Annotated in this window: 7 protein-coding genes; 4 read left to right on the forward strand and 3 right to left on the reverse strand. The window is 35.4% G+C overall.

All coding sequences use genetic code 11. The features are described 5' to 3' along the window. Positions 1–6,731, reverse strand: a 6,731-nt coding sequence (locus ACOYLT_RS02035; protein WP_422852174.1) for a chondroitinase-B domain-containing protein, incomplete at its 3' end; no start/stop codon positions are given. A 599-nt stretch (positions 6,732–7,330) separates the two neighbouring features. Here ACOYLT_RS02035 and ACOYLT_RS02040 point away from each other — a divergent pair. The 4 genes from ACOYLT_RS02040 to ACOYLT_RS02055 all read left to right on the forward strand — a co-directional run bounded on the left by ACOYLT_RS02040 (position 7,331) and on the right by ACOYLT_RS02055 (position 12,915). Next, positions 7,331–9,535, forward strand: a complete 2,205-nt coding sequence (locus ACOYLT_RS02040) for a T9SS type A sorting domain-containing protein (RefSeq protein ID WP_422852175.1) — start codon at positions 7,331–7,333, stop codon at positions 9,533–9,535. Positions 9,536–9,610: 75 nt separating this feature from the next. Further along, a complete protein-coding gene (locus ACOYLT_RS02045) occupies positions 9,611–10,399 on the forward strand; it encodes a fibronectin type III (protein WP_422852176.1) in 789 nt (262 codons plus the stop codon). Between the two features lie 22 nt (positions 10,400–10,421). Beyond that, positions 10,422–11,495 (forward strand): T9SS type A sorting domain-containing protein, encoded by a 1,074-nt coding sequence (locus ACOYLT_RS02050; protein WP_422852177.1) that lies wholly within the window; start codon positions 10,422–10,424, stop codon positions 11,493–11,495. A gap of 4 nt (positions 11,496–11,499) precedes the next feature. Continuing rightward, positions 11,500–12,915, forward strand: coding sequence for a sialate O-acetylesterase (locus ACOYLT_RS02055; protein ID WP_422852178.1), 1,416 nt, complete (start codon positions 11,500–11,502; stop codon positions 12,913–12,915). A 32-nt stretch (positions 12,916–12,947) separates the two neighbouring features. Here the strand turns inward: ACOYLT_RS02055 and ACOYLT_RS02060 are convergent, their stop codons facing one another. After that, complete coding sequence (locus tag ACOYLT_RS02060; RefSeq protein ID WP_422852179.1) at positions 12,948–14,123, reverse strand: DUF4861 family protein; 1,176 nt, start codon at positions 14,121–14,123, stop codon at positions 12,948–12,950. A gap of 1 nt (position 14,124) precedes the next feature. Then, a complete protein-coding gene (locus tag ACOYLT_RS02065) occupies positions 14,125–14,919 on the reverse strand; it encodes a gluconate 5-dehydrogenase (protein WP_422852180.1) in 795 nt (264 codons plus the stop codon).

A 14,919-nucleotide genomic window follows, 5' to 3' on the forward strand; every position in this document is an offset into this window, starting at 1 on the left:
GCTGCATACCATTGAATAGCTGTTCCTGTTGCCACTAAATTAGCAACTGTCGCTGAATTACAAAAAGTTTGAGCTGATGCCGTTGGTGGCGCTGTAGATGGACCTCCTAAAAAGGTTGGCCCTACATTAGTTACTACTAAAGGACGATTTGTAATAGTTCCCGTTGTAAATTCATCACAACCAACATCTTTTAAAGTTGCAAGAGGATGACGAGATTGACCGCTAATATCAAATAATAAACTAGCATCATCATCTATATTTGGAATGTGTAAAATAGCAGGATAATTTGAACTTGATGCATCAATAGCTGGACTTCCTGTTGATAATCCAAAATAACCATCCGAATTTGTTGACAAAAGAGGATTAACAGAAGTCATACCTGAAGCGATAGTAATTCCTAAAGTTCCTTGATACATATTTCCTGCAAAAGTGGTTCCACCATTGGCATTCATGAAAATATTACCTGAATCTTTTTTGAAGATATTATTTGCCCAAGTATTATTTGTAGCACCAATTCCACCAAAATCAATATCGGCACAATTATAAAAAGTGTTGTGAACAAAATTTATATTATTTAAAACTACGGGATAAGTTGTAGTATCGTATTCATACGTTACGGCATCCGCATTAGAAGCCCCAGTTGTGCTTCCCGAATTTTCGAAATAGTTATTATAACAATAAATGTTATTGGCCTCTTTGACTCTAATACCTCCCGCATTGATGAAGAAATTACTGTAAGCCACATTATTATCACCATTTCTAAAAACTAACATTGCATTTTGTTGGTTAGTAAAAGTACAAAAACGTATCGTATTCTCCTGCGATTTAACAGAAACCGATTCGCTATCTCCAAGACCCGTATTATTAAAATAACAATATTCAACAATAGATCTTGATTTATTAGCGTTTTCTGTACTTATACCGATTCTGATTGGCTCATTGCCGTAATCACCACCTGTTCCTGCAAAATTTTGGAACGAACAATATCTAATTTTGTGATACCCTGGTGTTGTATAGGATGTACGTATTTGAATTGCACATCCTAATTCATCTATATTGTCATCGGCTAACTTAGATATATTAGAATATTCTACAATATTATATTGCGAATCTTTAGCAATTTCAATGAATTTTTTAGCTCTATAACCGTCAAAGTTCAATTGTGATAATATGTTGTGACTTCCATTAACTTCAATTAAATAAAGACCTCCTACATCACCCGAAGTAAACTGAAAACCATTAAATTTTATATAATTTCCATTAATATTGATATCATTAATACCATCTAAATAAACTCCACCATTAGTAGCAGCTTTAACAGTAATATTACTTCTCCCAATATTCAAAGTGGTATCGGTATAATGTCCGTCGGCAAGTATAATAATATCTCCACAATTGGAAGCATTTATTGCGGATTGTAAAGCTGCAATTGAACTTACATTTACAACACTTGCATTAGCATTAGCAGTTACTGTAACTGCAACTGCAGTTCTTGAAGTTTCGCTGATTCCAGCATAAGAAAGTGATACATAATAAGTTCCGGTTGTTAAAGCAGTAGAAGCATCTAAAGCAGTTCCACCAGTAGCAGCTGAATACCATTTAAAAGAAGTTCCTGAAGAGGGAACTAAATCTGCAACGGTAGCACTACCACAAAAACTCTGAGCTGAAGCAATTGGTGCAGCAGTATTGCTTTCTCCAATTGCAAAACTTCCGAATCCTGTATTTCCTGTTGCAGATATTGTTGTAGTAGTTGGTGTTCCTACAGTTGTAAGAGGACTCCAAGTACTATTATCATATCTACGCACTACATAATTTGAAGCGGTTGTGCCCGCATCATTATCAGTACTAGCATAGTTGAACGTTGCTTCATACGTTCCAAAACCTGCTAAATTAGTATTCGTTAACAACCAATATCTATTTAATTTTTTAGTATTATCGATACCTGAATCTGATAAATCTGATAAAGCTATTGGATACGATTTAATAGCTAATTCTCCATCAGCAGATGTGTTTCCTGAAAAAGTTAATGCTAAAGGAAAATAATTTGTAGCATCTCCAATTGCAAAGTTAAATGATGGAGAATTACCAGAAGATGTAGCTTTTTTCAAGTTTCCAACAACCCAACCTGTACTTGAACTTGCTCCTGTAATACTACCTAAAGGACCAACATTCAATTTTAAAGCACTAGTATTTCCGGGTGTAGTTATTGAAGAAACAATTGGATAATAATCAACAGAATTAACAACAACAGCTGGAACAGAGTTGGTAGCAACCGTTACATAATCACCAGTAAATAATTTACCAGAAACAAAATTTAATGTTCCATTTACAGTAATGTCATTTCCTCCTGTATATGTAATTGTAGTTACAAATCCTGAAGCATTTGTATTGGCAGTTCCTGTATATGTAGATGCAAAATAAACACCCTTAGGACAGTCAATTGTCATATTCTTAATACCTGTTGCAGGATTAATTTCACCACCATTATAAAAAGAAGTTCCGATACTAATTGGGTTAAATCCATCATTTTTAGCGAAAACAAAGTTGATTCCTGAGCCAAAAGTACGTGCAGTAGATGTTCTAATATTACCATCAGTTGTTCCTGAAATACCTTTACTAGATGTAATAACAAGAGTACAATCAGATTGAGCAGCAAATGATCCCGTACCTGTTAAATTATAAGTGCCTGAATTGTAAGTATCAGCAGCAATAGCCCCTGAAGCCTCATTTCCATCTCCAAACGAAAACTTTCCAGTGCTTGTAACTGTTAAAATACCTGGTGTATTTAATCTAATGCTTTGATTCATGGTTACACCTAGTGGATTAGAAACAGTAATGTTTCCTGTAAGTGTAGTAGTGTAGTTTTGACTACCATTAGCAGCCGAGGGAGATGTTAAAGTAGAACCTGGCAACCCACCTGTGTGTTGCGCTACAGTTGTTCCATCAAAAAAGTAATTAGAACCCGCATTTAAAGTCGTAGTAGTGGTAGTAATAGCTGTAGCAATAGAAACATTGTTTCCTAATTTCAAAGAAGCCGCTGCATTTAATACAAAACTACCCGCTCCTGAAATTGTATAACCCGCTAAATTAATAGTCCCTGCTACAGTTAATGTTTTTCCGGTATCTACGGTAAAGTTACCCTCTAAAGCAATGGTATGTCCAGCAGAGATTGTAATATTATTGGTACCTGAAGGAGCCGAAGTAGCTGTTAACCATGCAACACCATTATAGTACTCCCAAATATCTGTACTAGTTAAATTTCCTGAAGCAGTAGACCTAAAATTGGCTATTGTAGAAGAGATGTTCACAAAACTACCGATAAGATTCGATTTAATAGAGTTAGAAGTGGTAATATTATCTCCCCTAGCTATTACATCATAATAATAATTCCCTTGAGCTAGACCAGTAAGCACCCTAGACGTTCGTGAAGCTGAAACTGTAACTGGATATCCGGCTTCAAGAGACAAATTTCTTCCTCTTACAAATACGTCATCCAAAGAAATACCCCCTGCCGTAATAGTATTAATTCCATCCGTAGCTAAGGTAGTGTAATTAATCCAACGAAGATATACCAGAGGTTGATTATCACATTCAACTGGTAAAGGAACATTATTTAACACACCCGTAGTCCAATCTCTAGCAACAATTATGGTAGCTGAAGGAACATCTGTATAGGTTCCGTTCGCTCCAATTTTATATTGTACTTTGAAATCACGAGCTGCTGTTGCAGCTTGAGAAGCATATTGTTTAGAAGATACGGTTGTGTTATAATACCCTAAGGTATTTACCTGTATTTCCCAGTTAGTACCAGAAGCTAGCCCACTTACAGGTGTCCAAGCCGATGTCGTTGCAGTAACACAAGTGTTTGAAGCAACTGTTCCAATCCCAGCAGTCCCTTTTGATTGCACTACAGCATTTGTAGTATTGTTGGCAGATGTAGTAGTTGCCAAAAGGTTGGTATCAAAATTCCAACCTACAATATCAGATTGCGTAGGAGTAGCATATAAAGAAAACCTATAATCAGTGGCACCAGCAACAGCACCCCAGTTAGCAGTAAAACCAGATTCAGTAGGATTACTCGAAGCGGTGGCCACAGGAGCCGTTAAAGGCGTCAGTGTAGCCCCTTGCATTAGATTCGAATTACCAGAGTTTACATATTTAGATACAATACCCGTAGTACCAGTAACATCATCTTTAGAAACCACTACATCATAATAGTATGTACCAACATCTAAACCTGTAATGGCTTTTGAAGTAGCCAAATTATTACCTTCAGTAACTGCTTTTACAACAGTAAGTAGATTTCCTTTTACCAAAATATTGTCAATACGAGAAGTTCCTCCAGTAGAAGGAGTGGTCATTTCAGCACCTGAAGTATTAGTAAATGAAGTTTGTACCCAACGCAAAACTACGTTTGGATTGTTATCACATACCTCAGGTAAAGCGATGTTGTTTACACTAGAATTCCATGCATCAGTTGCCAATGTAAGTGTAGTTCCTAAATCTGTAAAAGTTCCACTAGTTCCTGTACTACTGTATTGTAATTTCCAGTCTCTAGGACCTGTACTCGTAGAAAATTGATCCGAAGAGATCGTTACATTTTTATAGCCTACGGTATTCGCCGTTACTTGCCAATACTTGTCCGGAGCAGCTTTTGGAGTACCATAAACGGCATCTACACCCTCTGTACCAGATAGTAGAGCAGTAGAATAATAAGTGGCACCTCTAGCAGCAAAACCAGTACTTGGGTTACCTGAAACTGTCGTGTTTATTGCACCACCCCCATTCTGGGTCAAGGTTTGTGCTGTATTGTTCGCCGTAGTCAGATTGGCTACTACTGAAGTTGCAGCAGTTTGTGTACCATCAGTAATTGTCCAGCCCACAACAGTAGAGGCACTAGCCGCAGCCGAGTACACGTTGATGTTATAGGTAGAAACTACAGGAGCCACAATCCAATTTGCTGTAAAACCTGAAGCAGTAGGAAGACTACTCGCTAAAGCTACCGGAGTAGCGATTTGCGTCGCCGTTTTTCCTGAAACAAATGATGCTGAGGAATAATTATAAGAAGCATCAAAAGTATAAATCTTAAAATGACTGGTATCCGCAGGGTTTAAACCCGTTGACACATAAGACAAATCAGTTCCAATATAGACCACTTTCCCATTTTTTGGAGGTGTAATTGGATCTGTAACGGGCGGAATTCCAGTATTAATGATATCATTAACCGCATAAATAGTTTTTTGTGTTGGATTTGCTCCTGGATTCCCAGTTTCTAAAGATGGATCACCAGAATAACGAACCACCATATAACCCCCACCATCAACACCACCTGAAGCAGCTATCCAATTAGTCGTCATTGAAGACAAGGTCTGATTCGTTATCGAAGCAGTACCTGGCGAATTTGGTGGAGTATCGTCAGCAGCAGCAGTTGTTGCTCCAGTACCCGAAGACTCTCCAGAATAATTTCTCGCCTGATCAAAAGTATATACTTTATAGTAATAAGTAGCATCTGTTGTCAAACCTGTATCTGTAGTTAACAATCCAGTTCCTACATAAACAACAGTACCAGTCAAACTACCTGTTCCGTTAGTAAACGTATTTCCAACTGCATAAGTTGTTTTTTGAGTTGGGTCATTATCGGCATTAGGACTTGTTGCATAACGCACCACTAAATAACCACCACCGTCAATACTTGCGGCGGCATTCCAACTTACTGCCAAGGTAGTAGCGGTCGCTCCAGACACCGTGACAGCACCAGGATTACCAGGAGGTGTATTATCCGATTGAGTAACTAAATTTAATGCAGAAGAATAATTAAACGCTTTATCAACCGTAAAAATTCTGTAATAATATGTCACTGCGGTATCAGCCACAGTATCTATAAAACTAGTAGTTCCTGTTCCACCTATATACACAACAGTTCCTGTACCTATAGTATTATTCACACCATAGATACCATTTACATTTGGAAGAGGCTGAGCAGTTGGGTCAGCGGTATAACGTACTACCATATAACCTGTTTTGTCAGCGTCTGCAGATGCTGTCCAACCCACATTAAATGTAGTTGCTGAAACAATAGAAACCGTTGAAGCCGTTGCAGCTGTTGGAGGTGTAGTATCAACACCACCTGCATACACTACGAAATCATCAATAAGAACATTTGAAGATGTTATTGCAAGATGTCTAACACCTGCAAAATTTGTGCTAGCTCCTGCAGCTACAGTATTTGTCGTCGCAGTATAGGTTGCCTTAACCCAAACCCCTGACGAATAAGTAGAGGTTACAAGTCCAGATTTACTATCATTAGTAGTATTATAAATTGAACCTTGCAAACTAGCCGTTTGATCTGTTGTCGTATTATAATAAAATTGTACAGTGTGATTAGTATTGGCAGCAGGCGCATTTGCGGCTGTAGCCGTGGTAGGTGATTGTATTCTTGTAGTAACATCATTGGTTGTATGACTCGCATACTTACTCCCTGTTCTAGCTACTGCAGCATTATTTAAAATTGCTCTGACAGGTGATTTACCAGTGCTATTTACACTCCAAACAGTCGTTGACAAAGTACCTGCTAATGTACTTGCGGCATAGTTTTCAAACCCTCCCTCCATATACGGAAAGGATCCGATGGTTTGGGCTTGCCCCCAACTTGCATTACTTCCAAGCAGTAAAAATAATATACTGCAAATAAGAAAATTAAATCTTGTTTTGTTAAATAATAATTTTTTCATAATAATATAGGTTTGATTAATAGGTTTTTTATTTTGATTGATAGTCATTGTCTTGATGACAAACAAACATCAATCAAAATACATTGACAAATTAAGCAAATGTAATTTAAGGCTAAGTCCGAAAAATAGGGTAAAATTGTCCACACCTCTATTTTTTAGTATTAATTTGCTAAATAAAATTCATTATGTAAAAAAAATCAACAAAATTTTTACACATAGTATAATTAATAAATCTTTGGGAATTATTAGTTTTCATAATAAAATTTATAGTAGTAGGCAAAACTAAACCTGTCAAAGTGTCCCTTTTTTTCTTCGAGAATTTTTATTTTAAATTCATAAATTATTATTTATAATTTTTCATTAATTTTACACAGAAGATTTATCTTATATAATGTGTAATTGAAGATAATAAACTACATTACAGGGTCTTTACTGATTATCGGCTTATGTTATTCTGTACAATTTTACCCCTACATTCGTATTTTGAATACTATTTAGAGTGCTATTTTTGAAATCTATAATACAAACAAAAAAATATTATAACCAATACCTTATTTTTTAAAAACTTTATTAAAAAAATGAATTTAAAACAAACCATTATGAAAAAATCATTACTCAATCACAAATCTTTACATTTTGCAATTTTATTGCTTTTGCTGTGTGCTAATGTATCAGTAGCACAGAGAACTATAATTCATGAAACATTTGGTGGAGTTGACATTGCAGATCCATACACTGGTGGAACTTCTACTACACCAGCATCTCCAAATCAAATTACTTACACAAAAGCAACTTCAGCCACAGTTTCTGCTGCAGTTTCAGTTGGAACTTCAAGTAGTAGTGGTTATCTTTCAATTACAGCTGGTGCTGTGCCAGCACCAGTTACTACAACTGGTAGAACATATTTATCTGCACCTATAACTTCAGGCAACTTTGTGCAAATTTTAAAGAACAACCCCTATCCTATTACTTGGACATTTAATATGAGATTAAACAGATCTTCAAATATTGCTGGTTTAACAAGTAATGCAAATTCTAATTATGCACCTGCCGTAGTATTGGCTGCAAGTAGTTCTGATTTACTAAGCGAAACTACTAAAGGATATGCGGTTTCTATATCTTTAGGTTCAGTGGCATTACAACAAAAAATTGAGTTAAGTTCCTTTACAGGAGGATTAGGTTTTGCTGGTACAACACCTGTGGCTCCAGTAAGCATTATTTCTTCACCTGATTTTCTAAATGGTAGTTACGTTAGCGTAAAAGTAACTTATACCCCTTCAACAGACACTTGGTCTCTTGCAGTAAAAGATAGTGGAACAGGTCCTTTTACAGATCCTGCAACTGATACTTATCCAACACCTCAAACTGCTATTAATACAGTCAATACTTCAGAAACTATGACGCATTTTGGATATTTTTATTGTCATAAAAGTAATGGTAGTGTTTCAGGAACAGTATTCCGTACAGACAACTATAAAGTAGTTTTAGAATCTCCATTTGTTCCACTACCAACAGTAGAGAAAAGACAAGCTTTTAACAGTATTACTTCACCAACAGTATTTGATTTAGTGGCAACAGGCGTTAATGGTGGGACTATAAATTGGTATGATGTGCCATCGGGAGGACTTTCTTTATCTTTATCAACGCCTTTAGACTATAAAAATTATTATGTTTCTCAAACAGTAAGTGGTGTAGAAAGTGATAGAGTTGTTTCTCAAGTATTTGTAGGCGATACCACTTTAAAAACATTGCCGTTTCATGAAGATTTTGCTAATTATAACACTAATGACAAGCTAATAGTTATAAATAATGATTCATTATCAGGTACTGGTTTAGGCTCATGGAGTGTTAATAACCCTTCAATTACAGCGCCATTTGGGGCTGATACAGATGATGCTTTGATCGCAGCACAACCGTCTAGTTGGATTTCAAGTGTATTACCAACTCCAACAGGAAAAGCAATTACTTTTGATAAATCAGGTATTGATCCTCAAATTCTTTTCAATGCCCCTACGGCAGGATCAGTCTATGCATCTTGTTTGTTTATGGTAACCAATCTTTTATCAGATAGCGGTGCATCTATAACTAATGGTACCTCTGGAACGAGTGCAGATACACCAAAAGCTCCAGGACAATTTTTTAGTTTAGGTTATTCTGCAGGAGCAGGACAAAACACTGCTTACACAGCAGCTGTTTATCTTAAAACAAGTACTATAGATGCAACTAAATTCAATATTGGTATCAATGCCTCACCTTCTGATCCTATATTAGCTGATGATATTAAATGGGATACAACTGATTATGAGGTTAACACTCCTATCACTTTAGTGACAAGTTATTCTTATGATGATTATGTTTCTAGATTATGGATTAACCCAACTGATAATTCAGCAGAACCAACTGCAAATGCTACTACGTTACCAAGATCAGCAGCTCTTGCCGTAGATAGACTTCGTTTGACTCAACAGTCCTCTGCAACTACTCCGTTTATTACTTTAGACGAAATTAGAGTGGCAAACAACTGGGGTGAAGCTCTAGGTGCTTCCTCTACTTTAGGAATTACTCCTGTTAAATCTACAGGAATTAAAATCTATCCTAATCCAGTTTCAAACGGAAAATTATACATCGCTTCTGCTACTAATTTAGAAAAAGAAGTTGCTATTTATAACACTTTAGGTCAAGAAGTACTTCAATCTAAAACAAACAATCAAGCAATTAATGTTTCTAATTTAAGTAAAGGAACGTATTTTGTAAAAATTACAGAAGCTGGAATAACGGTTACAAAAAAATTAATTATTCAATAATTAATTATTAGATTCAAGTGAAAATGCGGTATTTTTATATAAAATATCGCATTTTTATTTCATAAAATCAACCTCATGAAAGTAAAAGCAACCCTTTTTGTTATTGCACTGCCCTTTTTTAGTTATTCTCAAGTAGTTTTAAAAGCTGATGGCCAAGGAAATACCTACGAATTAATAAATAGCGTGTTAGCGCCAGGAAATGAAGCTGTAGAACATCCTGAATGTGTTCACGGTGCTTTTGGAAGACACATCGCCGAAGTTTGGGATGAAGATGCAAAAGCAAATGTGTTTGAATTTTATTCCCATGTGACTCCAGACAACGATCGTTGCGAAAAATTTGATAGACAGCGTGTAGAAATTAAAACCTATGAAGCTTCGCCCGATAATCTGAAAGGAACGCTAGGGGAAACTATCACCTATAAATGGAAATTTAAATTGCCTAAAGGATTTCAACCTTCAGGCAGTTTTACCCATTTACACCAAATTAAAGCCGTTGGCGGTTCGCAAGACTTGCCTATTTTTACAATAACAGCTAGAAAAGCTAAGATAAATCAACTTATTGTAATTCATGATAACGAAACAACTGTTGCAAGTGCTAATCTTTCTGAATTTGAAGGCGTTTGGGTTGAAATTACAGAGAAAATCAAAATTGGCGCTAACGGAACCTATTCTATTACGATTAAAAAAGTAAAAAATGGCGAAGAATTGCTATCTTTTAGTAGTAACGACATCATGACCATTAGACCCGACAATGACTTTATTAGACCAAAATGGGGTATTTACAGAAGTCTTAAAAAAGCCGCTGATTTAAGAGATGAAGCAGTTCGATTTAATGATTTTTCTATCCAAGAAGGAGTTAACTAATTGTATTTAATTAAATAATAAAGTGAAATTAGCAGCAATTATAGTTCTTATTACTATTAATATTTCCTATTCGCAAGTTGTTCTTAACGCAAATGGACCCGGAAATACATACGAAAGAATTACCAATTTTTTTGCGCCTGGAAACGGAACCGGAGCAGTAGAAGCACCCGATGAAACTCCCGATGGTTCACACCAAGATTTTGGAAGGCATATTGCAGAAGTATTTGACACGGATTTAAATAAATATGTTTTTGAATTTTATTCACATTATGCATTAGATAATGATGTTGCTACTTTATCTACAGATCGTCAAAGGATAGAAATTAAAACCTATGCCGCTTCACCTGATAATTTAAAAGGAACTTTGGGAGAAACAGTTATTTATAAATGGCGGTTCAGATTACCTACTGGGTTCCAACCCTCAGGAAATTTTACGCATATTCATCAAGTAAAAGGAGTAAATGGGGATGATGACAGTCCGATTTTTACTTTAACTCCAAGATTAGGAACTCCCAATAAATTAGAATTAATTTATGTTGCCAACTCGACTTCTGGAACAGATAAATTAAACATAGTAGATTTATTACCATTTGAAGGCAATTGGATTGAAGCTGAAGAAATAATACAAGTTGGAAGTTCTGGAAGCTACTCTATTACATTAAAAAAACACAGCGACGGAACTATTTTACTATCCTATAGCAATGCTACTATGGCAACTATTCGTCCTGATAATAGCTTTATACGTCCGAAATGGGGGATTTATCGCAGTTTAAATGATGTTGTAAACTTGCGCGATGAAGCTGTCCGATTTTCTGATTTCAGCATCGAAGAAGTAAATTTAAACACAACTGCTATTCAAAATGAGAAGCAAATAGCTAGTTTACCCAACCCTGTGCATGACAAATTAGAAATTTCAAATAAGATCATGCAGCAGTTCGACAAGTTACGATTGTTTGATATAACGGGTAAATTATTACTCGAAAAAGGTAATTTGTTGAATGAAATTGATGTTTCTTTTTTAAAAACAGGAATGTATTTTATACGATTTAGTAATAAACAAAACCAATCCGTAAGTATTAAAATTATTAAAACATAAATCTATGAGAAATTCAATACTAGCTTTCCAAATGTTTTTCTTATTTTATTGCAACACTGCAACTTTTGCCAAAATAAAATTACCAAGTATAATTGCCTCCAATATGGTATTGCAACGCAATACTACAGTAAAAATATGGGGCTGGGCAAATCCAAGCGAAAAAATAACAATAAAAACAAGTTGGATTTCAGAAGCATTGAAAGTCACAACACCTGATAATGGTCGTTGGGAGATTGCAATAAAAACAACTTTAAGTAAGGAACCACAAACAATTCAACTAAAAAGCAGTGAATCAACTATCAACATAGAGAATATAGTATTTGGAGAAGTTTGGATTTGTTCGGGTCAATCTAACATGAGAATGCCATTAAAGGGATATACTGGACAACCAACTTTTGACGGAAATTCATCTATTGCAACTGCAAAAAACATCAATTTACGCTTATTTTCCATTACTGAAAACGGCTCACCAAACCCATTAGATTCTGTAAGTAATTATAAAAAATGGAGTGTTTCTTCGCCCGAAACGGTAAAAGACTTTAGTGCTGTTGCCTATTTTTATGGGAAACAATTACAAGAAATTTTAGACGTTCCTGTGGGTTTAATAATGACTTCTTGGGGAGGAACGCGAATTCAACCTTGGATGAGTAAAGAAGCCGTAGCGCCTTTTTTGGATGTCAATAAAGTTAAAAAAGACACCACCGATAAATACAAAAGAATTCCTTCGGCCATTTTTAATGCGATGATAAATCCAATTACTTCTTATACTATCAAAGGAGCTTTATGGTATCAGGGAGAAACCAATCGAGACGAACCAAACATTTATCAAAAATTACTTCCTGAAATGGTAAAAGATTGGCGTAAAGAATGGAATATTGGGGATTTTCCTTTTTACTATGTTCAGATTGCTCCCAATAAATACATCGATAAAAGCAATTCGCAATACCTTAGAGAAGCGCAACTTAAAGTATTAGAAGTAATTCCAAATTCAGGAATGGCTGTGCTTTCGGATATTGGTTCCGATGCAACAATTCATCCACCAAGAAAAAAGGAAGTCGCTGAACGCTTATTATTCCTTGCTTTAAACAAAACCTACGGAATGAAAGACGTTGATTGTACTGGGCCTATATATAAATCAATGAGTGAGAAAGAAGGTGCTTTGTTACTGAGTTTTGATGCGGCAGAAACTGGCATTTTTTCACCTGAAACTGAATTAAGCAATTTTGAAATAGCAGGTGAAGACAAAATATTCTATCCTGCAAAAGCTGAAATTATTGCCCATAAACAATTAAAAGTTTCAAGCTTGGATGTAAAAGTACCTGTTGCAGTTCGCTATGGCTGGAAAAATTGGTTTGTAGGAACATTATATGACAATAACATGCTTCCAGCTTCTTCTTTTAGAACGGATGATTGGGAATAAGAAAAAAATTTATAAATAAAGTTTTATTGTTGCTATTTAATTTTAACAATCAAAGGATTATTGATTTTAGAAGCATAATTAGTTAAATAATTTTCCCAAGCTTCTTTGGTTGTAAATTCACCTTGCTTTTTCCAACCGAAACCAGTGTAATAAACCACTTTGTTGTCTTTTACTTTTAGCAAAGCATATAAATTGCACAATTCCTTTTTAGGATTCATGTATTTTTCAAAACTAACCATAGTTTTTTTAGGAAACACTATTCCTGTTCCTAACTCAGAATCATCAATTGGTTGCCAATAATCAATCCAACCTTGTTTGCTATTTCCTTCGGTTTTCCCATCGTTATTATGCAAAGTTATTCCTGCTGATAACCTAGTAGTGCCTGAAACCGTAATTTCAAATTTAGATAGAAAACTACCATAATCCAAGCTGATGCGTTTTACTTCTGTTATTTTGTTTCCTGCTGCATCCCAATCGGCATAGGTTAAAACAAAACTAGTTCTTATAGGACCAGTGGTAATTGTTTTCCAAGTAGTGAAATTTTTAGAATAGTAATAGGTTGTATCTACTTTTATCGCTATTCCGCCTATTCCTCGACTATCACCTACGTGAAAATTATCTAAACCTTCACCCGTATCTTTGTGATAAGTTCCTGTTCCAGTAGTATATTTTTCGTACCATTTGTTCAAAATGGGATACTCTACTCTTTTCAACCAAGCGTCAATTCCACTGGTTAATGTTCCGCCTTTTACTTTGTCTTCTGTCATTTTTTGAGCTACAGGACCATAGGTTCTAAAAGCCACTTTATTATTTTCCCATGCGTAATCGTCTGTTCTTTCAGGAACAAATCTAGAGTAGCAATAAGTTACTGGCTCATCAGTTTTAGCATCATTATTTACTAACAGCTCATATTTTTTGGAAGCTGAAGCTTTAATTTTTGGTTGAAATAAAAGCAAATCTGTAATTCCATCACCATTTTCATCAACACATTGAGCAATTAAAAAAGTGGTGGTTCCAACCTCTCTGACACCAAATTTTTCTAATACATCTGAAGATTTTAAACCCAAAGCACTTTTAGATACTTCAATCGTTTCAAATTCACGGTCTATCTTTAATGGATTGGATATTGTAATAATTATTGGTTTTTGAGCATACGAAAATAAGGTGCTCAAAAGTAGTAAAACTACTATTTTATAAGTAAATTTCATATTAATTCTCGTTAGAAGGCTTTCCAATTGTAGCCAATATTCCGCCATCAACATACAAAATATGTCCGTTGACAAAATCACTCGCTTTTGAAGAAAGAAATATTGCTGCACCTGACAAATCATTTGGATTTCCCCATTTAGCTGCAGGAGTCCTATTAATAATAAATTCGTTAAAAGGATGTCCATCTACTCTAATTGGTGCCGTTTGTGTAGTCTCAAAATAACCTGGACCAATTCCGTTGACTTGAACATTGTATTTTGCCCATTCTGTTGCCATATTTTTGGTAAGCATTTTTAGTCCTCCTTTTGCAGCAGCATACGCCCCTACTCCATTTCGACCTAACTCACTCATCATGGAGCAGATGTTGATGATTTTACCTTGTTGTCTTGTAATCATGCCTTTAGCAACGTGTTTTGACACGATAAAAGGGCTCACTAAATCAATATCAACCACTTCTTTAAAATCAGCAACTTCCATTTCGATTAAAGGAATACGCTTGATAATTCCCGCGTTATTAATTAAAATATCTATTGGACCTACTTCACTTTCAATTTTGCTAATAGCGGCCATTACTTCGCTTTCAAGAGCAACATTAAACTTGTAACCAAAAGCAGTTATGCCTTCATTTTTAAATTCTAATACCGCTTCATCAATTTTAGCTTGGGATGAATTTCCATTAATAATAATTGTTGCTCCTGCATGACCTAGACCTTTGGCCATTGCCATTCCTAAACCGTGAGTACTTCCAGTAACTAAAGCTATTTTCCCGTTTATGTCAAATAATGAATTTTCCAT

The organism is Flavobacterium sp. (genome assembly GCF_049318185.1).
Lineage (GTDB): Bacteria > Bacteroidota > Bacteroidia > Flavobacteriales > Flavobacteriaceae > Flavobacterium.